We start from the raw sequence: 26219 nt of genomic DNA, 5'->3' as shown, positions 1-26219 counted from the left end.
GAAATCAGTTCAGAAATTGTTGCAGCAAGTCGTTGAGAAACAGCTGTCCGCGCTCGGTGGCCGCCAGACGTGACGGTTCGACCTGCAACAGGCCGCTTTGTTCTGCCGCGGCCCGGCCTTCGGCGAGGCTTTCCAGCGACAGCCCAGTGCGCTCCGGATACAGTCGCGATTCGACGCCGGCGGTCAGGCGTAAAGCGTTCATCAGAAACTCAAACGGCATCTCGTCATTGGTCAGCGCTTTTTCGCCAGCCTGGAAGCTTTTTGCCGGGTTGAGATAGTCCTTCGGCAGCCGCGTCTTCCAGGTACGAACGATGCGTCCGTCCGGATGGCTGAGCTTGCCATGCGCACCCGCACCGATGCCGATGAAGTCGCCGAAACTCCAGTAATTGAGGTTATGTCGCGCCGGGCGTCCAGCCTGTGCATAGGCCGACACTTCGTATTGCGCGTAACCGTGCTCGGCCAGCAGCGCCTGCCCGGCTTCTTGAATGTCCCACAACGTGTCGTCTTCCGGCAGCACCGGCGGCTGGTTCCAGAACACCGTGTTCGGCTCCAGGGTCAGCTGATACCAGGAGATGTGCGTAGGATTCAGCGCGATGGCCTGGCGCAGATCGCTCAAGGCATCGTCCAGCGATTGATCGGGCAAACCATGCATCAAGTCGAGGTTGAAGTTATCGAACCCGGCCTGCCGCGCCATACCGGCCGCGCGCACCGCTTCGTCACCGTTGTGAATCCGCCCCAGCGCTTTGAGCTTTTCCTGCTGAAAGCTCTGGATACCGATCGACAGGCGATTGATCCCCAGCTTGCGGTAGGCGACGAACTTCTCTTGCTCGAACGTTCCGGGGTTGGCTTCCAGAGTGATTTCGATGTCTTGAGCAAACGGGATGCGCTGCTCGACGCCTTCCAGCAGCCGCCCGAGGGCTTCGGCGCTGAACAGGCTCGGCGTGCCGCCACCAAAAAAGATCGAGCTGATTTCGCGGCCGTAAACCGCGTGCAGGTCCTGATCGAGATCGGCCAGTAAGGCGTCGACGTATTCCTGCTCCGGCAACACCGGGCTGGCGGTGTGCGAGTTGAAGTCGCAATACGGGCATTTGCGCACACACCACGGGATGTGGATGTACAGCGCCAAGGGCGGCAGCGTTGGCAACGGTGCCCGAGGCGAAGAAGCGGCGCCGCCGACGATCAGCGACGACGCAGAAGAATCAACGGTCATTTCAAGCCCAGACGCTGGCGCAGCAGATCCATTGCACGGGCGCGGTGGCTGATCTGGTTCTTGTCGGCCGGGCTCAGTTCGGCACTGGAGACGTCACGCTCCGGCACCCAGAACAACGGGTCGTAGCCGAAACCGTGTTCGCCACTGGCAGCCGTCAGAATGCGCCCGTGCCACAAGCCTTCGCAGAGGATCGGCAACGGATCATCGGCGTGACGTACCAGCGCCAGCACGCAAACGAACTGCGCGCCGCGCTCGGCTTCCGGCACATCCTTCAGCGCGTCGAGCAGTTTGGCGTTGTTCGCCGCATCGCCCTTGCCGTCGGCATAGCGAGCCGAATAGATACCTGGCGCGCCGCCGAGGAAATCCACTGCCAGACCGGAGTCGTCGGCCAGCGCCGGCAGCCCGGAAATACGCGCGGCATTACGCGCCTTGAGAATGGCGTTCTCGACGAACGACAGACCGGTTTCTTCCGGCTCGACCTTGCTCCACTCGCCAATCGAGCGCAGTTGCACCGATTCGCCGAGCATGGCCTGAAGTTCTTTGAGTTTGCCGGCGTTATGGCTGGCCAGTACGAGCTGCTTGATGTTCATCATTCGCCGGGAAAGAGTTCTTGGTTGAAATTGATGGTGTTGATCTTGTCGCCGTTCTGCACCTTGATCTCAAAGGTGCGGGTTTCCTGCTGCTCAACCGGATACTGGGCGATGTAGTAGATCGCGCCCTGTTCGGTGATCTGGCGGAAATTCAGCGGCACGCTCTGGCTGGTCAGGTCTTTGACCGTGCCGGTGACGTTGGCGACCAGCGGTTTGCCATCCTTGATCACCGAGACATTGATCACGCCCTGATTCTTGCTGCGAATCAGCTCTGCAGCCTTGGCGATGTCCGGTTGCAGGAACGTCGAGTTGAAAGTGTTGTAGTGCACCGTGACGTCGCCAAAGGTTTCCTTGCGCTCACCCTTGATGACGTCGGCCGCCAGAGCGCTGGCGCTCAGGCAGGCAGTCAATAACAACAACGCTAAACGACCCATGATCGTGCTCCTCGAAATGACGGGATTCAGACCGCGACTTTGTGGTCTGCAAGCTGCGGGCTGCTGACGCGGTAGATACCGATCTCACCTAACAGATTAGGCCATAGCTTACTGGCCCACCCGTGACGGTGCTGTTGATCCACGGCAAGCCGATCAATGACCTTCGCATCACGTTCGCGGCAAAGTTCTTCAAAGTCTTCGAAGGTGCAGAAGTGGATGTTCGGCGTGTTGTACCAGGTGTACGGCAGAAACTCGGACACCGGCATGCGACCCTTGCTTGCCAGGTACCAGCGGCAGCGCCAGTGACCGAAGTTCGGGAAAGTGATGATGCACTGACGACCGACCCGGAGCATTTCGTCGAGGATCTTGTCCGGGTAATGCACGGCTTGCAGGGCCTGAGTCATGACGACGATGTCGAAACTGTTGCTGGCGAAGTTGCCCAGCCCCTTGTCCAGGTCCTGCTCGATGACGTTGACGCCTTTGGCCACGCACTGGGCAATGTTGTCAGCGTCGTTTTCCAGGCCATAACCGGTGACGTTCTTGTTGTCGCGCAGCCAGGTCAGCAGCTCGCCGTCACCGCAACCGAGGTCGAGGACGCGGCTGCCGGCGGGGATCCATTCCTGGATGATTTCCAGATCAGCTCTCATGGCTTTCTCACAACGTGATGCGGTTCATGTAATTGCCGAACGCCTGCAAGTAGCGCGGGATCGGAATCAGGAAGGCGTCGTGGCCCTGGGGTGCGTCGATTTCCAGGTAGCTGACGTCTTTGCGTGCCGCCATCAGCGCGTCCACCAGTTCTCGTGAGCGGGCCGGGGAGAAACGCCAGTCGGTGGTGAACGACATCACGCAGAACTTGGCTGTGGCGTTCTCGAAGGTTTTCGCCAGGTTATCGTCGAAGTTCGCCGCCGGATCGAAGTAATCCAGTGCCTTGGTCATCAACAGATAGGTGTTGGCGTCGAAGCGTCCGGAGAACTCTTCGCCCTGATAACGCAGGTAGCTTTCGACCTGAAACTCGACGCTGTGGAAGTCGTAGTTGAGCTTCTCGCTCTTGAGGCCACGGCCGAATTTCTCGCCCATGGAATCGTCGGACAGATAAGTGATGTGCCCGACCATCCGCGCCAGCATCAGGCCGCGCTTGGGGATCACGCCCGCTTCCTGGAACGAACCGCCGTGGAATTCCGGGTCGGTCAGAATCGCCTGACGCGCGACTTCGTTGAAGGCAATGTTCTGCGCCGACAGCTTCGGTGCCGAGGCGATGGCCAGGCAGTGGCGCACGCGATCCGGGTAAGTGATGGTCCATTGCAGCGCCTGCATGCCGCCGAGGCTGCCGCCAATCACCGCCGCCCACTGGCCGATGCCGAGCAGATCAGCGAGACGCGCCTGGCTGTGCACCCAGTCTTCCACGGTGAGCACCGGAAAGTCGGCGCCGAACGGTTTGCCGGTCTCCGGGTTGACGCTGCTCGGGCCGGTGGAGCCGTTGCAGCCGCCGAGGTTGTTCAGGCTGACCACGAAGAACTTGTTGGTGTCGATCGGTTTGCCCGGGCCGATGCAGCTGTCCCACCAACCGGGTTTGCGGTCGTCGACGCTGTGATAACCGGCGGCGTGGTGATGGCCGGACAAGGCGTGGCAAATCAGCACGGCGTTGCTCGCCTGCGCGTTCAGCGTGCCGTAGGTTTCGTAGATCAGGTCATAGGCGGCCAGCGAACGGCCGCAGGCCAGCGCCAGCGGAACGCTGAAGTGCGCGGTTTGCGGCGTCACCAGACCAACAGAATCGGGGGGAAAGGCAGTTGGCATCGACCCTGCTCTCGTTGAAATGAGGCGTAAGTCTAAAGACCGGGGGGGTTAGCGGCAAGCGGCCCTCACCCTAGCCCTCTCCCAGAGGTAGAGGGGACCGACCGAGGTGTTCTTCTGAGCTACGCCGACCTGATCTATCGAGTTGAACTCAGGTCTTGAAAACTAGCCAAATCAGGTTCCTCTCCCGGTGGGAGAGGGGACTGATTGGGGTGGATGTTCGAGATATGCCGACCTGAGCTATCGAGTCGAACTCAGGTCTTGAAAACCAGCCAAATCAGGTTCCTCTCTCGGAGGGAGGGGGGACTGATTGGGGTGGATGTTCGAGATATGCCGACCTGAGCTATCGAGTCGAACTCAAGTTTTGAAAACACCATAGATCGGCTCCCTCTCCAGGGGGAGAGGGCTGGGGTGAGGGGCACAGACGCCGCCAAACTCAAGACAAGCGCCCAACCAACCCAGGCAAGTCCGGCAACTTCTTCGGCGAACAAATCTTCACTCGCTTCTGCCGGTTCAACTCGCCACTGAGCAAACTGACCTGGCTCTTGGACACCCCAAACGCCTTGGCCAGAAAGCCCATCAGATAGGCATTGGCCTTGCCCTCGACCGGCGGTGCGGTCAAACGAATCTTCAGGCGATCCCCATGCAGCCCGGCGAAGTCATCGCTGCGGGCTGCCGGTTGCAGGTGACACTCGAGGATCAAGTCGTCACCGTCCCATCGAAACCAGCTCACATCAGCAGACGGAGGATTTCCGGCATCATCGTCATCGCCGCCAGATTGTTGATCACCAGCATGTCGATCAGCTTCAGCGCGAGGAAGGCGAAGATCGGCGAAAGATCCAGGCCACCGAGATTCGGCAGAAAGCGGCGGAACGGCGCCAGCGCCGGCTCGCAGATCTGGTTGACCAGCTCAGCGCCTGGATTGTGGCTGCCCGGTGCAACCCACGACAGAATCACGCTGATGATCAGGGCGAAGAAGAAGATCTTCAGGAACAGCGCGGTCACGCCGATCAGCGACCAGATCACCAGTTGCAGCGGATTGCCGGTGGTGCCGTAAGTCAGCAACAGGGTCAGCGCCATCAGCGCCAGTTGCACCAGAATCGCCAGCACCAGCGACGACATGTCCAGACCAAACAGGCTCGGAATGATCCGGCGCAGTGGTTTGAGCAGTGGCTGGGTCGCTTTGACGATGAACTGGCACAGCGGGTTGTAGAAGTTCGCCCGTACCAATTGCAGCACGAAGCGCAGCAGCACGATCAGCAGGTACAGACTGCCGAGGGTTTGCAGCACGTAAACCGCTGCGGTGTTCAATCCAATCATGTAAGGCTCCTTATTTGCCCAGTTGTTCGGCCATTTCGGCCGAGCGGTGCGCGGCGGCGCCGAGTGCGGTTTCGACCAGTGCTTCAAAGCCATTGGCCTGGAATGATTTGATTGCAGCTTCCGTGGTGCCGTTTGGCGAAGTCACGCGGCGGCGCAGTTCGGCGGCGTCGACATCGCTGGAAACCGCCATGTGCGCGGCGCCCAGTGCGGTCTGCAGGGTCAATTGTTCGGCGATGTCTTTAGGCAGGCCGAGTTTGACGCCGGCGGCGGTCATGGCTTCGATCAGCAGGAAGAAGTAGGCAGGGCCGGAACCGGACACGGCGGTCACGGCATCCAGTTGTTGTTCTTCTTTCAGCCACAGGGCGATGCCGACAGCGGACAGCAGTTCTTCGGCTTGCTGACGTTGCTCGGCAGTCACTTCGCTGGTTGCGTACAAACCGCTGACGCCCTGACGCAGCAGCGCCGGGGTGTTGGGCATGCAGCGCACGATCGGCTGCTCGCCGAGCCACGCGGTCATGCTCGCGCAGGTGATACCGGCAGCAATCGACACCACCAATTGATTGGGTTTCAGACTTGGGCGAATGGCCTCGCACACGGCTTTCATCGCCTGCGGCTTGACCGCCAGCACGATCACATCGACGCCGTCGATGGCCTGGGCGTTGTCGGCGAAAGTTTCGATGCCGTGTTCGGCACTGACCTTGGCGCGGGTTTCTTCACCCGGGTCGCTGGCACGGATCTGCCCGGCTTCCAGCCCCTTGGCACGGAGGCCGCCAATCAGACTGGCCGCCATGTTGCCCGCACCGATAAACGCAATACGTGTGTTGCTCATGTGTGGTCCTTATCTGGAATCGTTCAAGACTGGGAATAATCACGGGCGCCAAACAGGGCGGTACCGATACGCACCCAAGTGGCGCCTTGGGCAATGGCCGACTCGAGGTCGTGGCTCATGCCCATGGAAAGTGTGTCGAGCGGCAGATCGAGGCTCGCCTGCAATTTCTGCACGGCGGCGAAGGCCGCGTCCTGCTCGGCGCGGTCGTCGGTTGGCTCGGGAATCGCCATCAAGCCGCGCAGTTTCAGGCGCGGCAAAGCGCTGATGGCAGCGGCCAATGCCGGCAGATCGTCAGGCGTGCAGCCGGACTTGCTCGCTTCACCGCTGACGTTGACCTGAATGCAGATGTTCAGCGGCGGCAGCTCGGCCGGGCGCTGTTCGGACAGACGTTGAGCGATTTTCAGGCGATCCACGGAGTGCACCCAGTCGAAATGCTCGGCAATCGCCCGAGTCTTGTTCGATTGAATGGGGCCGATGAAGTGCCAGATCAAGGGCAGGTCGGCCAGTTCGAGCTGTTTGCCCAGGGCTTCCTGCAGATAGTTCTCGCCAAAGTCGCGCAGGCCGGCGGCATACGCTTCGCGCAGCGCTTCGGCGGGTTTGGTTTTGCTCACAGCGAGCAACTGGACGCTGTTTTCAGGACGGTGTGCGGCTTGGGTCGCGGTCTGGATGCGCGAACCAACCTGAAGAATGTTGTCTGCTATCGTGGACATCAAGAGGCGCCGGCGGTCTGAAGGTTCGCGGCATTCTACTGGAATTGAGGAGCGCTATGGATATCACTGAATTGCTGGCCTTCAGCGCCAAACAGGGCGCTTCCGACCTGCACCTGTCGGCCGGTCTGCCGCCGATGATCCGCGTCGATGGTGATGTGCGGCGGATCAATCTGCCGGCGCTGGATCACAAGCAAGTGCACGAACTGATCTACGACATCATGAACGACACCCAGCGCGTCGACTTCGAGAAACATCTGGAAACCGACTTTTCCTTCGAGGTGCCGGGTGTCGCGCGTTTCCGGGTTAATGCCTTTAACCAGAACCGTGGCGCCGGCGCCGTATTCCGTACGATTCCGTCGAAGGTGCTGAGCATGGAAGACCTCGCCATGGGCGACGTCTTCCGCAAGATTACCGATGCGCCGCGTGGGCTGGTGCTAGTCACCGGGCCGACCGGTTCCGGCAAGTCGACCACGCTGGCGGCGATGATCGATTACCTCAACACCCATCGCCATCATCACATCCTGACTATTGAAGATCCGATCGAGTTTGTTCACGAATCGCGCAAATGCCTGATCAATCAGCGTGAAGTTCACCGCGATACCCGCAGTTTCGCCACCGCTTTGCGCTCGGCGCTACGTGAAGACCCGGATGTAATCCTGGTCGGAGAGATGCGTGATCTGGAAACCATCCGCTTGGCGCTCACCGCTGCGGAAACCGGTCATCTGGTGTTCGGCACGCTGCACACCACTTCCGCGGCGAAAACCATCGATCGCGTGGTCGACGTATTCCCCGGTGACGAGAAGTCGATGGTGCGCTCGATGCTTTCGGAGTCGTTGTTGGCAGTGGTCTCGCAGACGTTGATCAAGAAGATCGGCGGCGGGCGGGTGGCGGCGCACGAGATCATGTTGGGCACGTCGGCGATCCGTAACCTGATCCGCGAGGACAAGGTCGCGCAGATGTATTCGGCGATTCAGACCGGTGGGTCGTTGGGCATGCAGACACTGGACATGTGCCTGAAGGATCTGCTGACCAAGGGCTTGATCAGCCGCGAGCATGCGCGGGAGAAGGCGCGCACGCCGGATAATTTCTGAGACCAGAAGCAAAAGATCGCAGCCTTCGGCAGCTCCTACAGGGAAACGCTGATCCCGATGTAGGAGCTGCCGAAGGCTGCGATCTTTTGATCTTGCTTCGAAGACTTAGCGCTGAACCACGCGCATCTGGCTTTGTTCTTTCGGCAACACACGCTTGGCAACTACGTAATGCTGCTGCCAGTACGGCTTGTTCAACGTATCGATGCTCACCGCTTTGCCACGACGCGGGGCGTGGATAAAGCGATCGTTGCCCAGGTAAATGGCGACGTGGTTGACTCGACGGCTCTTGATGTTGAAGAAAATCAGATCGCCCGGCTTCAGATCCTTGCGCTCGACTTTCTCGCCGTGGCCGCTGGCCATGGCATTCGAGGTACGTGGCAGGTCGAACGTAGCGTCGTTGAACGCGTATTTCACCAGACCGCTGCAATCGAAGCCTTTACTTGGGCTGCTGCCGCCCCAACGATAAGGTGTACCGAGGACGTTCACCGCACGGCTCAGCACATTGCTGCTTTCCTTGCTCGCCATCGGTGGCACCAGCTTGCTGTGGCTCTTGCTGCTCAGCGTGGTGGTTTTGCTTTTGCTGCTTTTGCTCGAAGGAGCCGAAGCATGGGATTTAGGGGTAAAGCCGTTAACGTTGGGAAGACGTTGCTCACGATTGGTGGCGTGGGCGGCCAGTGGCATTAATAGGCAGATGGTTAGCCATGTCTTGAAAAATGGTCGCATTAGGCGTGGCTCTTTAGTGATAGCGCGCAACTTTATAACAGAGTTTTTTTTCATTCCGAGTCCGTTGGTCGATTCAGTTGGAGGCCAACGGAACCAAATAAGCGGCAAATGGACGCAATTGTCGGACAGAAGTCAGGTGCTATAAGGCTTTGACGGTAGCAACGGTAACATTTGCCGTACGTCGGCTACCTGTAAAAAAGTCACAAAGAATTCAAGAATATTTATCTATCGTGTCAATCGAGGTCTTCATGAACCCCTATCAACAATTTGTTCAGCAGCAAGATACGCACAGCAAAATCATCGGTTATCTGCTGTGGATTTTCGGTTTTACCGGTGCTCACCGCTTCTATTACGGCAAGCCGGTGACCGGGACGATCTGGTTTTTTACCTTCGGATTGCTGGGCATTGGCTGGCTGATCGACCTGTTCCTGATCCCGGCGATGGATCGCGAGGCGGATCTGCGTTTTACCGCCGGGCCGATCGAGTACAACGTGGCGTGGATTCTGCTGACGTTCCTCGGAGCATTGGGTGTGCACCGGATGTATCAGGGGAAATGGATCAGTGGCCTGATCTATCTGCTGACGGGCGGGTTGTTCTTTCTGGGTGTGCTGTATGACTTCTGGACGCTGAATGATCAGGTATCGGTGCGTAACGCGCAGAATCGCGGCGCCTTCCAGTAAGTCATTGCCAGATCAAAAGATCGCAGCCTGCGGCAGCTCCTACAAGGGAATGCGTTCCAACTGTAGGAGCTGCCGCAGGCTGCGATCTTTTGCTTTTTAGGCTTGGTGACTGATCCGCCCGTCCACCAAGGTGTAGCGAACCACACCCGGCAAAGTGTGGCCAATGAACGGGCAATTCTCACCCTTCGACAACCAGCCTTCACCAGCCACCGTCGAAGCCTGCGGATCGAACAGCACGATATCCGCCGCCCCACCCACCGCCAGTTTGCCAGCCGGCAGACGTAGCGCTTCAGCCGGGCCTGCGCTCAGACGTGCCAGCAAGGTCGGCAAATCCAGCAAACCATCCTCCACCAGCGTCATCGCCAATGGCAGCAACAGCTCAACACTGCTGATGCCCGGCTCAGTCGCGCCGAACGGCGCCAGTTTGGCGTCACGCTCGTGCGGCTGGTGATGGCTGGAAATCGCCGACACAACGCCGGACTTCACCGCTTCACGCAGGCCATCACGGTCAGCACGCGTACGCAGCGGCGGCTGCACGTGATACAGGCTGCTGAAGTCGATCAGCGCTTCGTCGGTCAGAATCAGCTGATACAACGCCACGTCCGCCGTCACCTTCAAGCCACGGGCCTGAGCCTGCGCGATCAGGGCCACGCCGCGAGCGCTGGTCAACTGGCTGAAGTGCGCACGCACGCCGGTCTGCTCGACCAGCAGCAGATCACGGGCCAATGCCACGGTTTCAGCGGTTTCTGGAATCCCCGGCAAGCCGAGGAAACTGGCGACGGCGCCTTCGTGGGCCAAGCCACCTTCAGCCAGATCATGATCCTGCGAGTTGAAAATCACCGTCAGGTCGAAGGTTGCTGCGTATTCCAGCGCCCGGCACAAGGTGCGAGTGTTGCGGAAACTCTCCAGACCGTTGCCGAACGCCACGCAACCAGCGTCGCGCAACGCCACCAGCTCAGCCAGTTGCTCGCCGTCCAGGCCTTTGCTCAGCGCGCCAATCGGAAACACCTTGGTGTTGCCGGCTTCGCGGGCGCGGTCGAGGATCAGTTCGGCCACGGCGGAGGTGTCGAGCACCGGTTTGGTCTTCGGCGGGCAGCACAGGCTGGTCACGCCACCGGCGGCCGCTGCGCGGGTTTCGCTGATGATCGAGCCTTTGCGGCTGTAACCCGGCTCGCGCAGGGCCACGTTCAGATCAACGAGGCCCGGAGCGGCGACAAGGCCTTGGGCGTCGATGGTTTCTACTGCCGTGAAACCCGCCGGGGCGGCGCCGAGGGCGACGATCTTGCAGGCTTCAACGTGAATGTCGGTAACTTGATCCAGGCCGCTGCTTGGATCGATGACGCGTGCGCCGAGAATGCTGAGCTTCACTGGGCGTTCTCCTGCTCGAATTGACGCTGCGCGGTTTGCCCGCTCATGGCCATGGACAGCACGGCCATACGAATCGCGATGCCGTAGGTAACCTGATTGAGGATCACCGAGTGCGGGCCGTCGGCCACTGCGGACTCGATCTCCACGCCTCGGTTGATCGGCCCCGGGTGCATGACGATGCAATCCGGTTTGGCCCCGGCCAGACGCGCGGTGGTCAGGCCGAACAGGCGGTAGAACTCGCCTTCACTCGGCAGCAGGCCGCCGGTCATGCGTTCACGCTGCAGGCGCAGCATGATCACCACGTCGACGTCTTTCAGACCTTCGGTCATGTCGGTGTAGACCTTCACGCCGTATTGCTCGATGCCGATCGGCAGCAGGGTCTTCGGCGCAATCACGCGGATGTCCGGGCAACCGAGGGTTTTCAGCGCGAGCATGTTCGAGCGCGCGACCCGCGAGTGCAGGATGTCGCCGACAATGGCCACCGAGAGGTTTTCGAAACCGCCCTTGTGCCGACGGATGGTGAGCATGTCGAGCATGCCCTGCGTCGGGTGGGCGTGACGGCCGTCGCCGCCGTTGATGATCGCCACTTGCGGGCAAACATGTTCGGCAATGAAGTGCGCGGCGCCGGAATCACCGTGGCGCACGACGAACATGTCGGCGGCCATGGCTTCAAGGTTGCGCAGGGTGTCGAGCAGGGTTTCACCTTTGCTTGCCGACGAGGTCGACACGTTCAGGGTGATCACGTCCGCCGACAGCCGCTGGGCCGCCAGTTCGAAAGTGGTGCGGGTGCGCGTGGAGTTTTCGAAGAACACGTTGCACACGGTTTTGCCGCGCAGCAACGGGACCTTCTTCACCGCCCGGGCACCGACTTCGAGGAACGAGTCGGCAGTGTCGAGGATTTCCGTCAGCAACTCGCGGCGCAGGCCGTCGAGCGAGAGGAAGTGGCGCAGCTGGCCCTGATCATTGAGCTGCAGCGGGCGCTTGGTATCTAGAGGCGTCATCGCGAAGGGGACTCTCAATAGGGCGGATTAAAGGTTGAAGTCTTGCAGTTCGAGCGTCAGCGGCTCGGGGCCGGACAGCTTCACCCGTTCGTGAGCGGCCAGCGACAAGGTCGCGCCGACCACGTTCGGGCGGATCGGCAGCTCACCGGCGTCGAGGTCCAGCAGGCAGACCAGGGTCACGCTGGCCGGGCGGCCGTAATCGAACAATTCGTTCATGGCGGCGCGGATGGTGCGGCCGCTCATCAATACATCGTCAATCAGCACCAGATGCTGGCCTTCGATCTCGAAGGGCAGGGCGGACGGGCGCACTTGCGGGTGCAGGCCGTTCTGGCTGAAGTCATCGCGGTAGAAAGAAACATCCAGCGTGCCCAGTGGCGCGTCGCTGCCCAGTTCCTTGAGCAAGGCCTGCGCGACCCAGATGCCGCCGGTGCGGATGCCGATGTAACGCGGTTCAGTGATGTCACGCTGGGCAAGGTGCGCCTTGAGGCGGGTTGCCATCTGGCTGATCAGATCGGCGGGATTTGGCAGGCTCATGGTTGCTCCTTGTTGGGGGCGAGTCGGATCCTTGGACACGACTCGGTTTTTCACTCAAAAGAAAAGCGCCGAAGCGCTTGTCAGGATTCAAACAATGCAGTGTTTTCATCGAGCCAGCCCTGCAACAGCAGAGCGGCGGCGATGGCGTCCACCGGGTTGTCGCGGTAACTGCCTTTCTGACCGCCACGGGCCAGGCGCTCGCCCTTGGCTTCAAACGTGGTCAGGCGTTCGTCGTGGGTATAGAAGGGCAGATTGAAGCGGCCGTTGAGGCGGCGGGCGAATTTTTCTGCGCGTAGGCACATGTCGCTTGGCGTGCCGTCCATGTTCAGCGGCAGACCAACGACGACAGCGTCGGGCTTCCATTCTTTGATAAGGGCTTCGACCTGGTTCCAGTCGGGAACGCCGTTCTGTGCCTTCAAGGTGCACAGCTCGCGAGCCTGGCCGGTAATCACCTGGCCGACCGCGACGCCGATCTGTTTGGTGCCGTAGTCGAAGCCGAGAATCAGGCGCAGGGCCATCAGGCGTGACCTGCCTGGCTGGTCAGCAGGCTGAGGTTGATCCCCAAATGCCTGGCCGCCGCTTCGAGGCGCAGTTCGCTGCTGGTGTTGAACAGGATGTCGGCGTCGTACGGGCAGTTCAGCCAGGCGTTATCGGCGAGTTCCGCTTCCAGCTGCCCGGCTTCCCAACCGGCGTAACCGAGGGCAATCAGGCTTTTCGCCGGGCCGACGCCGTCCGCGATGGCGAACAGCACATCCTGCGAGGTCGACAGGGCCAGATCACCGTCCAGCTGCGCGGTGGCCTGGAAGGTTTTGCCCGCCGGGTGCAGAACAAAGCCGCGATCGGTCTGCACCGGGCCGCCGATAAAGATCGGGACGTGCTGGCACAGTGCTGGCGGGTCGATGTCCGGGCGCAATTGCTCAAGGATGTCGGCCAGATTCAGCTCTTGCGGTCGATTGACCACAATCCCCATAGCGCCATTGGCCGTGTGCTCGACGATGTAGGTCAAGGTGTGGGCAAAGTTCGGGTCGGCCATGTGTGGCATGGCGATCAGGAATTGATGCTTGAGGTAGCTGGGGCTGACGTTTTTCATGTGCGCTAGTGTGGCGTTCGGGGGGCAAACTGACAAGCTGAAGCCGCCAAAAGATCGCAGCCTTCGGCAGCTCCTACATGTGAATGCAGGCCAATGTAGGAGCTGCCGAAGGCTGCGATCTTTTGATCTTGCCCTTAATTGCTCGAGAGCTTGTCGCCCCGGGCAAATTTCCAGGTGCGAATGATTTCCAGACGATCGATATCCGACAAGTCCCCGGTAAACGGCGCAAAAGGTGCCGCCAGTCGGACAATGCGCTGCGCCGCCTGATCCAGCAGCGGCTGGCCGGACGATTCCAGCACCAGCACTTCATACAGCGAACCGTCGCGGTTGATCGAAACCATCAGGCGCAAATTGCCGTAGATCTGCTTGCGCCGTGCTTCTTCGGGGTAATTGAGGTTGCCGATGCGCTCGACCTTCTTGCGCCAGTCGTCTTTGTACCAGGCGCCCTTGTCGCGCATGGTCGACGCCGCGCTCAAACGGTGAATACGCGGGCGCTTGGCGTACAGCTGTTGTTCCTTGGCCAATTCCGCTTCGAGGCTGGCGATGTCGCTGGACAGCTGCGAGCTGTCGAATTCCGGCGCGTCGACCGTCGGTTTGACTTCGGTCTTGCTTTCTTCTTTCTTGGTCGGCGCTTTTTTCGGTTTCGGCGCGACGGTGGTCACGGCTGCCTTGGGCGCGGCCTCCTGCACTTCCGGCTTGGCGGCCGGTGGCGGGGTGACTTTCTTGACCTGATTGTCCTGAAACGGCGCCACCTCGGTGGTCTTCGGGATCGCCTTTTTGTCCAGCGTGCCGCTACCTTCCTGATTTTCCTGCGCGAGAAAGTCAGCCTTCTCCGGCTTTTTTTCGCTCTTGAAGGTAGCGAGGGTGATTTCCAGGGTTTTGCTGATTTGCTTGGGCTCGACCATCGTGAAGCCGACGCCGAGCAGCAGCGCCAAATGGATCAGCGCCGCGAGGAACAGGGTAAAACCGAGGCGATCGGCCGGGCGCACGCCACGGTGGGCGAGTTCTGCGGGCAGATCGGACGGGAGGGTCATGACAGAAAAACCAACATCGCGTTTTTAAAGGCACGGCATGATAACGCAATGTTGGTTTTTAGCTGCAAGCGACTAGCTTCAAGCGACAAGATGCATAAGGGCAGCTGCAAGTTTCGAGCGGCAAGCTGCAAGTAAAAGCTTGTAGCTCATGGCTTGCGGCTTGTAGCTGGCCGTCAGGCTTGCTGCTTGCGGCTAGAGGCTTGCAGCTTCTTCTCGATAGCATCCATGAGCATGCCGCCGATATCGGTGCCAAACGCGTTGTCGATTTCACGGATGCAGGTCGGGCTGGTGACGTTGATTTCGGTGAGGCTCTCGCCGATTACATCGAGGCCGACGAACAGCAGGCCTTTCTCACGCAGGGTCGGGCCGACTTGAGCCGCGATCCAGCGATCCTTTTCAGTCAGCGGACGCGCTTCACCCCGGCCACCGGCTGCCAGGTTGCCACGGGTTTCGCCCTGCGCCGGAATCCGCGCCAGGCAATAATCCACCGGCTCGCCGTCGATCATCAGGATGCGTTTGTCGCCGTCCTTGATCGCCGGCAGGTAAGCCTGGCCCATGATCTGCTGGCCACCGAGGGCGGTCAGGGTTTCCAGGATCACCGACAGGTTCGGGTCACCGGCACGGTGGCGGAAGATCGAAGTACCGCCCATGCCGTCCAGCGGCTTGAGGATCACGTCGCCGTGCTTGGCGGCGAATTCGCGCAGCACGTCGGCGCGGCGGCTGACGATGGTTGGCGGCGTGCACTGCGGGAACAGTGTGGCGAACAGCTTTTCATTGCAGTCGCGCAGGCTCTGCGGCTTGTTTACCACCAGCACGCCAGCGGTTTCGGCCTGTTCGAGCAGGTAGGTGGAGTAGACGAACTCCATGTCGAACGGCGGATCCTTGCGCATCAGGATCACGTCCAGATCGCTCAGCAGATTGTCCTGCTCGGCGTCCAGTTCGAACCATTTTTCCGGGTTGGCGAAGACTTTCAGCGGCTTCATGCGCGCCCGTGCCTGACCTTCACCCTGATACAGGTCGCGCTGTTCCATATAGAACAGTTCCCAGCCACGCTTCTGCGCGGCCAGCAGCATGGCCAGCGAGCTATCCTTTTTATAGGAGATGCTGGCGATAGGGTCCATGACAATCCCGACGCGAACGCTCATTGGGTTTTCCTCGAAAATTGGCTACCGGATCGGTATTGAAAAAGTGCCGCCAGAGTGGCGCCGGGCGGGTTTTCGGTCAAGGAAAAACCCGTCGATAGATTGCATCTGGAGACTGTGCTAAAAAGGCTGCCATGCCGTGCTGGCCCTTGAGCATCAAGGGTTTCCAGCCATCAGTCATCGCAAAACGGACAATTTGATTCGCAAAGGCGACGGTAGAGCCCTCTTATGGAACAGCAGTCCAGCGCCTTGAAGGTCATGGTGATCGACGACTCGAAAACGATTCGTCGCACCGCCGAAACATTGTTGAAGAATGTCGGTTGCGAAGTGATCACGGCGATCGACGGTTTCGACGCCTTGGCCAAGATCGCCGACAACCATCCCGGGATCATTTTTGTCGACATCATGATGCCGCGTCTGGATGGTTATCAGACCTGCGCTTTAATCAAGAACAACAGTGCGTTCAAAGCGACGCCGGTGATCATGCTGTCATCGCGTGACGGGCTGTTCGACAAGGCCAAGGGGCGGATTGTCGGATCTGATCAATTTTTGACCAAGCCTTTCAGCAAGGAAGAACTGCTCAACGCGATCCAGGCCCATGTTCCGGGCTTCGCCGCCGTTTTGCCGCAGTAAGACACGTACAGTGACGCTCGGCCAGCGGGCCGGGCGTCGACAAGAAAAATGGGGAAAACCATGGCACGTATCCTGATCGTCGATGATTCGCCGACTGAAATGTACAAACTCACCGGCATGCTCGAAAAGCACGGCCATGAAGTGCTCAAAGCCGAAAACGGCGCCGACGGCGTGGCCCTGGCCCGTCAGGAAAAACCCGACGCGGTATTGATGGACATCGTCATGCCCGGCCTCAACGGTTTTCAGGCCACCCGCCAGTTGACCAAGGATGCCGATACCAGCCACATCCCGGTGATCATCATCACCACCAAGGATCAGGAAACCGACAAGGTCTGGGGCACCCGTCAGGGCGCCAAGGACTACCTGACCAAACCGGTCGACGAAGACACCCTGATCAAGACCCTGAACAACGTGCTGAACGGTTGATCGCGCAACCATGAGCGAATCGCTGACCGCGTTCGAACTGCTCTGGCAAATCGACCAGCGCTGCCGCTTGCTGGCGGCGGATCTGCCGTCGCAACCGGCGCGTCAGGATCGCTGGAGCGGCATCGGCTTTCGCCTCGGCGAGCATTGGTATGTGGCGCCGATGGGCGAAGTCAGCGAAGTGCTGCACGAACCGCGCTTCACTCAATTGCCCGGGGTCAAGCCGTGGGTCAAAGGTGTGGCTAACCTGCGCGGGCGGCTGTTGCCGATCATGGATTTGTGCGGATTTTTCGGTCATGAACTGTCGCCGCTGCGTAAACAGCGGCGGGTGTTGGTGGTCGAGCATGGCGATGTGTTTGCCGGGTTGATGGTCGATGAGGTGATTGGTCTGCAGCATTTCGAGCAGGACAGCTTTGAACCGCTGTCGATCAGCAAACGCCAGGGCTCCAAGGCCGAGTTCGTCAAAGGCTATTTCCGCCGTGAGCAGAACTGGCGAGTGTTCAGTTTGTTCGCGTTGGCGAAATCCCCGGTGTTCATGAGCGTGGCGATATAACAGATTCAACACCGTCCCCTGTGGGAGCGAGCCTGCTCGCGAAGAGGGCGTGTCAGGCAAGATAAATATTGGCTGACCCAGCGCTTTCGCGAGCAGGCTCGCTCCCACAGGGATTGCAGCAGGCCTCAAAGGTGTGGGTTAAGGGCGAGGACCGATGACAAAAGCAAAAACAGGCAAGCCGGCGGAAGGATCGCGCAGTCGCTCGCAGATCATCGTGCTGTTCATCGCACTGATCGTGTTCATCATGCTGCTGTTCGCCAACTTCGCGTACCTCAACACCCAGGCGAACTACGACAAACAGTACATCGGCCACGCCGGTGAGCTGCGCGTGCTCTCGCAACGTATCGCCAAGAACGCCACCGAAGCCGCCGCCGGCAAGGCTGCCGCGTTCAAGCTGCTCAGCGATGCGCGCAACGATTTCGCCCAGCGCTGGGGTTACTTGAAGAAGGGTGATCCGGCCACCGGCCTGCCGCCGGCACCCGCCACCGTGCGCCCGGAAATGCGCGCCGTGCAGCTGGATTGGGAGCGCCTGCTGAAAAACACCGACGCGATTCTTTCCAGCGAACAGACCGTGCTGTCGCTGCATCAGGTCGCCGCGACCCTGGCCGAAACCGTGCCGCAGTTGCAGATCGAATACGAAAAAGTCGTCGAAATCCTCCTCCAGCGCGGCGCACCAGCCGCGCAAGTGGCCATGGCCCAGCGTCAGTCGCTGCTCGCCGAACGCATTCTCGGCGCGGTCAACACCGTGCTCGCCGGCGACGAAAACTCCCAGCAAGCCGCCGATGCCTTCGGCCGCGACGCCACCCGTTTCGGCCAGGTGCTCAACGGCATGCTGCAAGGTAACCCGGCGCTGAAAATCAGCCAGGTCGAAGACCGCGACGCCCGTGCACGTTTGAGCGAAATCTCCGAGCTGTTCCAATTCGTTTCCGGCTCGGTGGATGAAATCCTCGAAACCTCGCCCGAGCTGTTCAAGGTTCGTGAATCGGCGAGCAATATCTTCAGTCTCTCGCAGACCCTGCTCGACGAAGCCTCGCACCTGGCCACTCGTTTCGAGAACCTTGCCGGCGGGCGCAATACCGACACCATCGGCGGCTACGTTCTCGGTTTGCTGGCGCTGGCCTCGATCATCCTCATTGGTCTGGTGATGGTCCGGGAAACCAATCGCCAGTTGCGCGAAACCGCTGAGAAGAACGAGCGCAATCAGAACGCGATCATGCGCCTGCTCGACGAGATCGAAGACCTCGCCGACGGTGACCTCACCGTGACCGCCTCGGTGACCGAAGACTTCACCGGCACCATCGCCGACTCGATCAACTATTCCGTCGACCAACTGCGCGATCTCGTCGCGACGATCAACCTCACCGCCGGCCAGGTTGCTGCCGCCGTGCAGGAAACCCAGGCCACCGCCATGCACCTGGCCCAGGCCTCGGAGCATCAGGCCCAGCAGATTTCCGAAGCCTCGACGGCAATCAGCGACATGGCTGAATCCATCGATCAGGTCTCGGCCAACGCCGCTGAGTCTTCAGCGGTAGCCGAGCGCTCCGTGGAAATCGCCAACAAGGGCAACGAGGTGGTGCACAACACCATCCACGGCATGGACAACATTCGCGAGCAGATTCAGGACACCGCCAAACGCATCAAGCGCCTCGGCGAGTCGTCGCAGGAAATCGGCGACATCGTCAGCCTGATCGACGACATTGCCGATCAGACCAACATCCTCGCCCTCAACGCGGCGATTCAGGCGTCGATGGCCGGTGATGCCGGGCGCGGTTTTGCCGTGGTTGCCGACGAAGTGCAGCGCTTGGCCGAACGCTCGTCCGCCGCCACCCGGCAGATCGAAACCCTGGTGCGGGCGATTCAGACCGATACCAACGAAGCGGTGATTTCGATGGAACAAACCACCACCGAAGTGGTGCGCGGCGCGCGACTGGCGCAGGATGCCGGTGTGGCCCTGGAAGAAATCGAGGGCGTATCGAAGACCCTCGCAGCGCTGATTCAAAGCATTTCCAACGCAGCGCAGCAGCAGACGACTTCCGCCGGGCAGATCTCGCTGACGATGAACGTGATCCAGCAAATCACCTCGCAAACCTCGTCCGGCTCCACGGCCACCGCCGAAAGCATCGGCAACCTGACGAAAATGGCCAGTCAGCTACGGCGTTCGGTGTCCGGCTTCACCTTGCCGGCGGCGACAGATAAAGCGTGAGTGGAGTGGTTATGGGTGATCGGCACGACTATGTGGCCCTCGAATGGGTCAAAGGCGAAATTGCCGAAACGCTGAGGCTGGCGCATCAGGCGATTGAAGCCGTGCTCGATGATCCGCAAGCCTTTCCCGGGCTGGACGAGTGCCTGGATTACATCCATCAGGTCCACGGCAGTTTGCAGATGGTCGAGTTCTACGGCGCAGCCTTGCTCGCCGAAGAAATGGAGCATTTGGTCGAAGCCCTGCAGCACGAGCGCGTCAGCCATCGCGACGAAGCGCTGCATCTGTTGCTGCAAGCCCTTGGGCAATTACCGATCTACCTCGACCGTGTGCAGAGCGCCCGGCGCGATTTGCCGCTGGTGGTGTTGCCGCTGATCAACGATCTGCGCAGCGCCCGTGGCGAAAGCCTGTTGTCTGAAACCAGCCTGTTCAGCCCGCAGTTGCCTGACTTCCCGCCCCTGAGCGCCGAAGCACTGGCGCTGCTTGAGCCGGCAGAGTTGCCGAATGTGCTGCGCAAATTACGCCAGATGCTGCAAATGGCTTTGGTCGGTTTGCTCCGCGAGCAGGATGACCAGACCCACCTCGGTTATCTGGCCAAAGTCTTTACCCGCCTCGAAGCGCTGAGCGGTGATTCGCCGCTGAGCCCCCTGTGGCAAGTCGCCTCGGCGCTGGTCGAAGGCATGCGCGAGGGCGTGATCGCCAACAGCCCGGCGCTGCGCAGCCTGTTCAAGGACGCCGACAAAGAACTCAAACGCCTGCTCGATCAAGGCCTGTCTGGCCTCAATCAACCGGCGCCGCCAGAGCTGCTGAAAAGCCTGTTGTTCTATATTGCCAAAGCCGAACATCCCACCGGGCAGATGCTGACCATGAAAGATCGCTACTCCCTGGACGACGCGTTGCCCGACAGCGCGATGGTCGACGAAGAACGCGCGCGCCTGGCCGGCCCCGACCGCGATGCGATGCGCTCGGTGCTGGCGGCATTGTGCGAAGAGCTGGTGCGGGTCAAGGAACGCCTCGACCTGTTCGTGCGCAGTGACCGCCAGCACACTTCGGATCTGGAGAGCTTGCTGGCGCCGCTGCGGCAGATCGCCGACACCCTGGCCGTGCTCGGTTTCGGCCAGCCGCGCAAAGTCATCATCGATCAATTGGCCGTGGTACTCAGCCTTGCCCAAGGCCAGCGTGAACCGAACGACGCGATCCTGATGGACGTTGCCGGTGCGCTGCTGTACGTCGAAGCGACGCTGGCCGGGATGGTCGGCACCGTTGAGCCGGAAAGTCCGGAAGATTCGCGCCTGCCGACCACCGACCTGACGCAGATCCATCAGATCGTGATCAAGGAAGCGCGCATCTGCCTGCAACAGGCCAAGGACATGATCGTCGACTACATCGACGCCGATTGGGATCGCCAGCAACTGCAACCGCTGCCGGCGCTGCTGACCCAAGTGCGTGGTGCACTGGCGATGATTCCACTCAGCCGTGCGGCGAGTCTGGTCGAAGCCTGCAACGGTTTTATCCGCGAACATTTGCTGCTCGATCCGCATGAGCCGGGTTGGGAACAACTCGATCATCTGGCCGATGTCATCAGCAGCCTCGAGTATTACCTCGAACGCTTGAGCGATGACCCGCAGGCGCCGGGCGAACAGCTGCTGGATGTTGCGCAGAAATCCCTCGCCAGTCTGGGCTTCTTTCCAAATGAACCGCATGTGCCCGTGCTCGACGACGTGCTCAGCCCCAGCGAAGCGCTGGTGATGCAGGACATGCAGGCGCTCGACGATCCGGAAACCGTACAGTCGCTGGCCGACGTCCTGGCCAGCCCGGTTTCGGCGCTCAACCCGCCGGCCCTGATTACTCCCGGCAGCTTGATGCCGCCGCCTGCCGATGAAGAGCCGGTCGACGATGAACTGCGCGAAGTGTTCCTTGAAGAGACCGATGAGGTTCTCGAAGTTCTCCACGAATACCTGCCGCGCTGGACCGCCAATCCGCAGGATCGCGACGCGCTGACTGAACTGCGCCGCGCCTTCCACACCTTGAAGGGCAGCGGGCGCATGGTTCGCGCGCTGATCCTCGGCGAGCTGGCCTGGTCGGTGGAAAACCTGCTTAACCGCGTGCTCGAACAAAGCGTCGAACCCGGCTCAGTGGTGCAGCAACTGCTCACCGACACGGTGCTGTTGCTGCCGGAACTGATCAACGAATTCGCCACCAACAGCCAGCGTCAACGCAGCGATGTCGATCAACTCGCCGCCCGCGCACACGCGTTGGCCAAGGGGGACGAGCCGCTGGCCGCCGAAGACGTCGACGATGTGGCGGCGCTTGATCCGTTGTTGCTGGAGATATTCCGCAACGAAGCCGAAACCCACCTGGCCAGCCTCAACCGCTTCCTCGATCAAGCCGCCGAGCATGTGCCGTTGCAGGCCAGTGACGAGTTGCAGCGCGCCCTGCACACGCTCAAGGGCAGCGCCTCGATGGCTGGCGTATTGCCGATTGCCGAACTCGCGGCGCCGCTCGATCAACTGGCCCGCGAGTTCAAGGCGCACCAGTTGCCGCTGGATCTCGACGAAGTGGAGTTGCTCCTCGAAGCCGAGGGCCTGTTCCGCGTCGGCCTGCGTCAGCTCAAGCACGATCCGTTGGCGCCGATTGTCGGTGCGCAGTCGCTGATCAAACGCTCGGAAACCCTGCTTGCCGAGCGTCTGGCGTCGATCCTCGATGCGCCCAATACCGGCCTGCGGGTCAAGCGCGATCCGCAACTGATCAACAACTTCCTCGCCCAAGGCATGGACATCCTGCTGGATGCTGAGAGCCTGTTGCAGCGCTGGCAGCAACACCCCGGCGAGCGTCAGGAACTCAGTGCCTTGCTGGATGAACTGACCACCCTTGGCGAAGGCGCGCATTTGGCGGATTTGCTGCCGGTGGATGTGTTGTGCGAAGCCTTGCTCGACCTGTATGGCGCGGTGGAAGAAAGCAGCCTGGCGGTCAGCGAACGGTTTTTTCAGGAAGCGCAGAACGCCCACGAAGCGCTGATCAATATGCTCGACGAATTGGCGGCGGGTCAGGAAGTCACGCCGCAGCCAGAGCGGATTCGTGCCTTGCATGATCTGCTCGATCAGAGTCTCGACCCGTCGTCGATGGGCCTGATTCGCAGCGATGGCAGCCGCACCCTGAGCATCCGTGAACTGGGCAGCGCCACCGCCGAGTTGCAGCAAAAGGCAACGGCGCTTGAACCCGATGACGAGATTGTCGAGATCTTCCTTGAAGAGGCGGTGGACATTCTCGACAGCTCAGGCCAGGCCTTGCAGCGCTGGCTGAACGACCCGGACAACGCTGCGCCACTGTCCTCGTTGCAGCGCGATTTGCACACCCTCAAGGGCGGCGCGCGGATGGCCGAAGTCGAGGCCATCGGCGATCTGGCACAGGAGCTGGAAAGCCTTTACGAAGGGCTGGTCGATCGTCGCTTCAACTACAGCGAAACCTTGAGGCGTCTGCTGCTCAAGAGTCATGAGCGTTTGGCGCTTCTGCTTGAACAACTGCAACAACATCAGCCACTGACCCCGGCGCAGGATCTGATCGAAACCCTGCGTCAGGTGCGTCAAGGCCAGACCGTCAGCGAAACGCCCCAGCCAGCGGCCGATCACGACAGCGCTGGCCACGATCCCGAGCTGCTGGAGATCTTCCTCGAAGAAGGTTTCGACATCATCGAAAACTCCGGCGCCGCGCTGCTGCGCTGGCAGGCCGAGCCGGGTAATCGTCAGGAAGTGGAAACCCTGCTGCGCGATCTGCACACCCTCAAGGGTGGCGCGCGGATGGTCGAGATCGGCCCGATCGGCGACCTCGCGCATGAGTTGGAATACCTTTATGAAAGTCTTTCCAGCGGCGTTTTGCAGCCGTCTGCAGAGCTGTTTGCACTGGTGCAACGCGGGCATGATCGTCTGGCGCAAATGCTCGATGGCGTGCGCGCCGGGCAACCGTGTCCGCCGGCCGATCGGTTGATCAACGCGATCCAGAATTTCAGCCACCCGGTGACGCTGGAAACGCCGCCAGTGCTGCCTGTGCCGGTCAAGACTGACGCGGCGCCGCCGGCTGTCGACGCCGGCGCGGACATGGTCAAGGTCTCCGCCGAACTGCTCGACGAATTGGTCAATCTGGCCGGAGAAACCTCGATCTTCCGTGGTCGCATCGAGCAGCAGGTCAACGACGCACAGATCGCCCTGAACGAGATGGAAACCACCATCGAACGGATGCGCGATCAGTTGCGCCGCCTCGACACTGAAACTCAGGGGCGGATACTCAGCCGTCAGCAAGTCGATGCCGAACGCCTTGGCTACGAAGAATTCGATCCGCTGGAAATGGACCGCCATTCGCAGTTGCAGCAATTGTCGCGGGCGCTGTTCGAATCCGCCTCTGACTTGCTCGACCTCAAGGAAACCCTCGACCGCCGTAATCACGACGCCGAGAACCTGTTGCAGCAACAGGGCCGCATCAACACCGAATTGCAGGAAGGCCTGATGCGCACGCGCATGGTGCCGTTCGAGCGCATGTTGCCGCGCTTGAAACGCATCGTCCGTCAGGTCGCCGAAGAGCTGAACAAAGACGTCGCCTTCGTTGTTGGCAACGCTGAAGGCGAGATGGATCGCAACGTGCTGGAGCGTATGGCGGCGCCGTTGGAACACATGCTGCGCAACGCCGTCGACCATGGTCTGGAGTCAGCCGAAGTGCGGCTGGCGGCGGGTAAGCCGGCGCAAGGACAGATCAGCCTAGACCTGTCCCGCGAGGGCGGCGACATTGTTTTCGATATTCGCGATGACGGCGCCGGGGTGCCGCTGGAAGCCGTGCGGAACAAGGCGATCAAGCGTGGATTGCTCGCACCGAATGCCGAGATCAGCGACCGCGACGTGTTGCAGTTCATCCTCCAGCCGGGATTCTCGACCGCCGAAAAAATCACGCAGATTTCCGGACGCGGCGTCGGCATGGACGTGGTGCACGAAGAAGTGCGGCAACTCGGCGGCAGCATGAGCATCGACTCGGTGCCGGGGCAGGGCGTGCATTTCCGCATTCGTCTGCCGTTCACCGTGTCGGTCAACCGCGCGTTGATGGTGCAGTGTGGTGAGGATCAATATGCGATCCCGCTGAACACCATCGAAGGCATCGTCCGCGTGCTGCCGAATGATCTGGAAGCTTACTTCCGGGTTGATCCGCCGCGTTACCAGTACGGCGGCCAGACCTATGAACTGTGCTACCTCGGCGAGCTGCTGAAAACTGCGCCACGACCGAAACTGCTGGGGCAGAACCTGCCGTTGCCGGTGCTGCTGGTGCACTACAACGACCGGCGCATCGCGGTGCTGGTCGATACCATGGCCGGCACCCGCGAGATCGTGGTCAAGAGCCTTGGCGCGCAATTCGCGGCGGTGCAGGGCGTGTCCGGGGCAACGATTCTCGGCGATGGCCGGGTGGTGCTGATTCTCGATTTGCTCGCACCGATCCGCGCCATGCAGGCACGCATTGCGCCGACGCCAACGCTGCCGGAGATCGACAGCGAACCGCAGAAACCGCTGCTGGTGATGGTGGTCGACGACTCGGTCACCGTGCGCAAGGTCACCAGCCGTTTGCTCGAACGTCACGGCATGAACGTGCTCACGGCCAAGGACGGTGTCGATGCCATGCTGCTGCTCGAAGAACACATGCCCGACCTGATGCTGCTCGACATCGAAATGCCGCGCATGGACGGCTTCGAAGTCGCCACCCAGGTGCGCAACGACGAACGCCTGCAACACCTGCCGATCATCATGATCACCTCACGCACCGGGCAGAAACACCGCGATCGCGCGATGGCGATTGGCGTCAACGACTATCTCGGCAAGCCGTATCAAGAGTCGGTGCTGCTTGAAAGCATTGCCCAGTGGAGCAAGAAACATGCATGAGCGCCGGCATAATCAGCGCAGCAGTCAACTGACCGGGTTGCTGCTGCCATTGGCGGATCGCAATTTGATCCTGCCTAACGTCGCTGTCGCTGAGTTGATTGATTACCAGGCCAGTGCCTTCGATCTGGACACGCCGCCGTGGTATCTCGGCAAGGTTACGTGGCGTGAGCGGCAAATTCCGCTGCTGAGTTTTGAGTCGGCGTGCGGGCAGAAAATCGTCATTGGCGAGCGCGCGCGGATTGTCATCCTCAATGCTCTCGGCGGGTTGCCGGAGTTGAAGTTCATTGCGCTGCTGGTGCAGGGAATTCCGCGTTCGTACAAGCTCGACAGTCAGTTGAGTTATGTCGACGTGCCGTTGTGTGGGCTGGAGCAGGCGGCGGTGCAGGTGGGGGAGCAGGTGGCGAAAGTACCGGATTTGTTGGGGCTGGAGCAGTTGTTGGTGGAGGCCGGGCTAGCCCATTGATCGTTCCCACGCTCCGCGTGGGAACGCAGCCCGGGACGCTCTGCGTCCCTTCAAAGCCGAACGCGGAGCGTCCGTTGAGGCATTCCCACGCAGAGCGTGGGAACGATCATCCGCGGGCTGATCCAGCCTTTTCGGTACTGCGACTGGCCTCTTCGCGAGCAGGCTCGCTCCCACATTTGATCTTCAGTGAATACAGATTTTGGACACGGCACAGACCCCCTGTGGGAGCGAGCCTGCTCGCGAAAGCGCCAGTTGCAGAGCTGAATTCCGACAGATAAATCCTAAATCTCTGTGAGTAATAAACACCCTTCAGCCACGCTGTTTAAAGACACTCTGTGTTACGGCTCCCTAGCCTACAAATCCTTGCGCCGCTGCCTACGCATGCACCAGAATCCGCCGGCTTGTGCGCCTTGGGCATGCTGCGTAACTTGATTCCGTCACTGATTTCCAGTGATCGGGTTTAGTAGCCCGTCATATTTGGGGCGTAT

The 26219-nt window shown here is 60.5% G+C and carries 25 protein-coding genes; 8 read left to right on the top strand and 17 right to left on the bottom strand.

From position 1 onward, the window contains the following. Positions 1-4: 4 nt before the first annotated feature. The 9 genes from hemW to M5G26_RS19340 form a co-directional block, all read right to left on the bottom strand. Positions 5-1210, bottom strand: a complete 1206-nt coding sequence (gene hemW, locus M5G26_RS19380) for a radical SAM family heme chaperone HemW (RefSeq protein WP_273916243.1) — start codon at positions 1208-1210, stop codon at positions 5-7. Next, positions 1207-1803 carry an RdgB/HAM1 family non-canonical purine NTP pyrophosphatase gene (gene rdgB, locus M5G26_RS19375; RefSeq protein ID WP_008083802.1) on the bottom strand — a complete coding sequence of 199 codons (597 nt, stop codon included), beginning with the start codon at positions 1801-1803 and terminating at the stop codon, positions 1207-1209. The genes hemW and rdgB overlap by 4 nt, the downstream gene beginning before the upstream one ends. Continuing rightward, the gene (locus M5G26_RS19370; protein ID WP_127930114.1) at positions 1800-2234 is read right to left on the bottom strand and encodes a DUF4426 domain-containing protein; all 435 of its coding nucleotides are present in this window, start codon (positions 2232-2234) and stop codon (positions 1800-1802) included. The genes rdgB and M5G26_RS19370 overlap by 4 nt, the downstream gene beginning before the upstream one ends. Positions 2235-2260: 26 nt before the next feature. After that, on the bottom strand, positions 2261-2881 hold the full coding sequence (gene metW, locus M5G26_RS19365; RefSeq protein WP_007913638.1) for a methionine biosynthesis protein MetW: 621 nt from the start codon (positions 2879-2881) through the stop codon (positions 2261-2263). Between the two features lie 7 nt (positions 2882-2888). Beyond that, positions 2889-4028 (bottom strand): homoserine O-succinyltransferase MetX, encoded by a 1140-nt coding sequence (gene metX / locus M5G26_RS19360; protein ID WP_273916242.1) that lies wholly within the window; start codon positions 4026-4028, stop codon positions 2889-2891. A 433-nt stretch (positions 4029-4461) separates the two neighbouring features. Further along, on the bottom strand, positions 4462-4758 hold the full coding sequence (locus tag M5G26_RS19355) for a DUF167 domain-containing protein (protein WP_007913642.1): 297 nt from the start codon (positions 4756-4758) through the stop codon (positions 4462-4464). Further along, positions 4755-5345 carry a YggT family protein gene (locus M5G26_RS19350; protein ID WP_038358826.1) on the bottom strand — a complete coding sequence of 197 codons (591 nt, stop codon included), beginning with the start codon at positions 5343-5345 and terminating at the stop codon, positions 4755-4757. The genes M5G26_RS19355 and M5G26_RS19350 overlap by 4 nt, the downstream gene beginning before the upstream one ends. 10 nt (positions 5346-5355) lie before the next feature. Continuing rightward, complete coding sequence (proC, locus tag M5G26_RS19345; protein ID WP_273916241.1) at positions 5356-6174, bottom strand: pyrroline-5-carboxylate reductase; 819 nt, start codon at positions 6172-6174, stop codon at positions 5356-5358. A 23-nt stretch (positions 6175-6197) separates the two neighbouring features. After that, the gene (locus tag M5G26_RS19340; RefSeq protein WP_273916240.1) at positions 6198-6884 is read right to left on the bottom strand and encodes a YggS family pyridoxal phosphate-dependent enzyme; all 687 of its coding nucleotides are present in this window, start codon (positions 6882-6884) and stop codon (positions 6198-6200) included. A gap of 56 nt (positions 6885-6940) precedes the next feature. Here M5G26_RS19340 and M5G26_RS19335 point away from each other — a divergent pair, with 56 nt between their 5' ends. Then, positions 6941-7975: a type IV pilus twitching motility protein PilT gene (locus tag M5G26_RS19335; protein ID WP_095049465.1), complete on the top strand. Its 1035-nt coding sequence runs from the start codon at positions 6941-6943 to the stop codon at positions 7973-7975. A gap of 105 nt (positions 7976-8080) precedes the next feature. Here M5G26_RS19335 and M5G26_RS19330 read toward each other — a convergent pair whose 3' ends face one another. Beyond that, the gene (locus M5G26_RS19330) at positions 8081-8698 is read right to left on the bottom strand and encodes a C40 family peptidase (protein ID WP_016985978.1); all 618 of its coding nucleotides are present in this window, start codon (positions 8696-8698) and stop codon (positions 8081-8083) included. Positions 8699-8946: 248 nt separating this feature from the next. Here M5G26_RS19330 and M5G26_RS19325 point away from each other — a divergent pair, with 248 nt between their 5' ends. Next, the gene (locus M5G26_RS19325; RefSeq protein WP_122596578.1) at positions 8947-9378 is read left to right on the top strand and encodes an NINE protein; all 432 of its coding nucleotides are present in this window, start codon (positions 8947-8949) and stop codon (positions 9376-9378) included. Between the two features lie 96 nt (positions 9379-9474). Here the strand turns inward: M5G26_RS19325 and M5G26_RS19320 are convergent, their stop codons facing one another. The 7 genes from M5G26_RS19320 to gshB form a co-directional block, all read right to left on the bottom strand. After that, positions 9475-10746: a dihydroorotase gene (locus M5G26_RS19320; protein ID WP_007913658.1), complete on the bottom strand. Its 1272-nt coding sequence runs from the start codon at positions 10744-10746 to the stop codon at positions 9475-9477. Continuing rightward, positions 10743-11747: an aspartate carbamoyltransferase catalytic subunit gene (locus M5G26_RS19315; RefSeq protein WP_007913665.1), complete on the bottom strand. Its 1005-nt coding sequence runs from the start codon at positions 11745-11747 to the stop codon at positions 10743-10745. Before M5G26_RS19315 ends, M5G26_RS19320 begins: the two co-directional genes overlap by 4 nt. Positions 11748-11774: 27 nt before the next feature. Further along, a complete protein-coding gene (pyrR, locus tag M5G26_RS19310; RefSeq protein WP_064116261.1) occupies positions 11775-12281 on the bottom strand; it encodes a bifunctional pyr operon transcriptional regulator/uracil phosphoribosyltransferase PyrR in 507 nt (168 codons plus the stop codon). An 80-nt stretch (positions 12282-12361) separates the two neighbouring features. Beyond that, the gene (ruvX, locus tag M5G26_RS19305; RefSeq protein ID WP_016985972.1) at positions 12362-12799 is read right to left on the bottom strand and encodes a Holliday junction resolvase RuvX; all 438 of its coding nucleotides are present in this window, start codon (positions 12797-12799) and stop codon (positions 12362-12364) included. Then, the gene (locus tag M5G26_RS19300; protein WP_016985971.1) at positions 12799-13371 is read right to left on the bottom strand and encodes a YqgE/AlgH family protein; all 573 of its coding nucleotides are present in this window, start codon (positions 13369-13371) and stop codon (positions 12799-12801) included. Before M5G26_RS19300 ends, ruvX begins: the two co-directional genes overlap by 1 nt. Positions 13372-13505: 134 nt before the next feature. After that, a complete protein-coding gene (locus tag M5G26_RS19295) occupies positions 13506-14405 on the bottom strand; it encodes an energy transducer TonB (protein ID WP_134176072.1) in 900 nt (299 codons plus the stop codon). 173 nt (positions 14406-14578) lie between these two features. Further along, entirely contained in the window at positions 14579-15550 is a 972-nt protein-coding gene (gene gshB / locus M5G26_RS19290) for a glutathione synthase (protein WP_158833530.1), read from the bottom strand. Between the two features lie 225 nt (positions 15551-15775). On the opposite strand from gshB, the gene pilG reads away from it, so the two are divergent. The 6 genes from pilG to M5G26_RS19260 all read left to right on the top strand — a co-directional run bounded on the left by pilG (position 15776) and on the right by M5G26_RS19260 (position 25731). Further along, positions 15776-16180 carry a twitching motility response regulator PilG gene (gene pilG / locus M5G26_RS19285; RefSeq protein WP_007913673.1) on the top strand — a complete coding sequence of 135 codons (405 nt, stop codon included), beginning with the start codon at positions 15776-15778 and terminating at the stop codon, positions 16178-16180. A 60-nt stretch (positions 16181-16240) separates the two neighbouring features. After that, positions 16241-16606 (top strand): twitching motility response regulator PilH, encoded by a 366-nt coding sequence (gene pilH, locus M5G26_RS19280; RefSeq protein ID WP_038359614.1) that lies wholly within the window; start codon positions 16241-16243, stop codon positions 16604-16606. A 10-nt stretch (positions 16607-16616) separates the two neighbouring features. Beyond that, positions 16617-17156 carry a chemotaxis protein CheW gene (locus tag M5G26_RS19275; RefSeq protein WP_064116258.1) on the top strand — a complete coding sequence of 180 codons (540 nt, stop codon included), beginning with the start codon at positions 16617-16619 and terminating at the stop codon, positions 17154-17156. 154 nt (positions 17157-17310) lie between these two features. Beyond that, positions 17311-19359 carry a methyl-accepting chemotaxis protein gene (locus M5G26_RS19270; RefSeq protein WP_007913676.1) on the top strand — a complete coding sequence of 683 codons (2049 nt, stop codon included), beginning with the start codon at positions 17311-17313 and terminating at the stop codon, positions 19357-19359. Between the two features lie 11 nt (positions 19360-19370). Further along, positions 19371-25268, top strand: coding sequence for an Hpt domain-containing protein (locus M5G26_RS19265; RefSeq protein ID WP_273916239.1), 5898 nt, complete (start codon positions 19371-19373; stop codon positions 25266-25268). After that, a complete protein-coding gene (locus tag M5G26_RS19260) occupies positions 25261-25731 on the top strand; it encodes a chemotaxis protein CheW (protein WP_273916238.1) in 471 nt (156 codons plus the stop codon). The genes M5G26_RS19265 and M5G26_RS19260 overlap by 8 nt, the downstream gene beginning before the upstream one ends. Positions 25732-26219 lie beyond the last annotated feature (488 nt).

The sequence above is a fragment of the Pseudomonas sp. TNT2022 ID642 genome (assembly GCF_028656995.1).
Lineage (GTDB): Bacteria > Pseudomonadota > Gammaproteobacteria > Pseudomonadales > Pseudomonadaceae > Aquipseudomonas.
This window is presented reverse-complemented; position numbering and strand designations above follow the sequence as displayed.

Bases quoted from the DNA above. Each gene is read 5' to 3' on its own strand.
- M5G26_RS19325 (WP_122596578.1), top strand. From the start codon at position 8,947: ATGAACCCCTATCAACAATTTGTTCAGCAGCAAGATACGCACAGCAAA.
- M5G26_RS19350 (WP_038358826.1), bottom strand. From the start codon at position 5,345: ATGATTGGATTGAACACCGCAGCGGTTTACGTGCTGCAAACCCTCGGC.
- rdgB (WP_008083802.1), bottom strand. From the start codon at position 1,803: ATGATGAACATCAAGCAGCTCGTACTGGCCAGCCATAACGCCGGCAAA.
- metW (WP_007913638.1), bottom strand. From the start codon at position 2,881: ATGAGAGCTGATCTGGAAATCATCCAGGAATGGATCCCCGCCGGCAGC.
- M5G26_RS19265 (WP_273916239.1), top strand. From the start codon at position 19,371: ATGGGTGATCGGCACGACTATGTGGCCCTCGAATGGGTCAAAGGCGAA.
- M5G26_RS19335 (WP_095049465.1), top strand. From the start codon at position 6,941: ATGGATATCACTGAATTGCTGGCCTTCAGCGCCAAACAGGGCGCTTCC.
- M5G26_RS19260 (WP_273916238.1), top strand. From the start codon at position 25,261: ATGCATGAGCGCCGGCATAATCAGCGCAGCAGTCAACTGACCGGGTTG.
- ruvX (WP_016985972.1), bottom strand. From the start codon at position 12,799: ATGGCCCTGCGCCTGATTCTCGGCTTCGACTACGGCACCAAACAGATC.
- M5G26_RS19370 (WP_127930114.1), bottom strand. From the start codon at position 2,234: ATGGGTCGTTTAGCGTTGTTGTTATTGACTGCCTGCCTGAGCGCCAGC.
- M5G26_RS19270 (WP_007913676.1), top strand. From the start codon at position 17,311: ATGACAAAAGCAAAAACAGGCAAGCCGGCGGAAGGATCGCGCAGTCGC.
- pyrR (WP_064116261.1), bottom strand. From the start codon at position 12,281: ATGAGCCTGCCAAATCCCGCCGATCTGATCAGCCAGATGGCAACCCGC.
- M5G26_RS19300 (WP_016985971.1), bottom strand. From the start codon at position 13,371: ATGAAAAACGTCAGCCCCAGCTACCTCAAGCATCAATTCCTGATCGCC.
- M5G26_RS19275 (WP_064116258.1), top strand. From the start codon at position 16,617: ATGAGCGAATCGCTGACCGCGTTCGAACTGCTCTGGCAAATCGACCAG.
- proC (WP_273916241.1), bottom strand. From the start codon at position 6,174: ATGAGCAACACACGTATTGCGTTTATCGGTGCGGGCAACATGGCGGCC.
- pilG (WP_007913673.1), top strand. From the start codon at position 15,776: ATGGAACAGCAGTCCAGCGCCTTGAAGGTCATGGTGATCGACGACTCG.
- gshB (WP_158833530.1), bottom strand. From the start codon at position 15,550: ATGAGCGTTCGCGTCGGGATTGTCATGGACCCTATCGCCAGCATCTCC.
- hemW (WP_273916243.1), bottom strand. From the start codon at position 1,210: ATGACCGTTGATTCTTCTGCGTCGTCGCTGATCGTCGGCGGCGCCGCT.
- metX (WP_273916242.1), bottom strand. From the start codon at position 4,028: ATGCCAACTGCCTTTCCCCCCGATTCTGTTGGTCTGGTGACGCCGCAA.
- M5G26_RS19340 (WP_273916240.1), bottom strand. From the start codon at position 6,884: ATGTCCACGATAGCAGACAACATTCTTCAGGTTGGTTCGCGCATCCAG.
- M5G26_RS19295 (WP_134176072.1), bottom strand. From the start codon at position 14,405: ATGACCCTCCCGTCCGATCTGCCCGCAGAACTCGCCCACCGTGGCGTG.
- pilH (WP_038359614.1), top strand. From the start codon at position 16,241: ATGGCACGTATCCTGATCGTCGATGATTCGCCGACTGAAATGTACAAA.
- M5G26_RS19315 (WP_007913665.1), bottom strand. From the start codon at position 11,747: ATGACGCCTCTAGATACCAAGCGCCCGCTGCAGCTCAATGATCAGGGC.
- M5G26_RS19330 (WP_016985978.1), bottom strand. From the start codon at position 8,698: ATGCGACCATTTTTCAAGACATGGCTAACCATCTGCCTATTAATGCCA.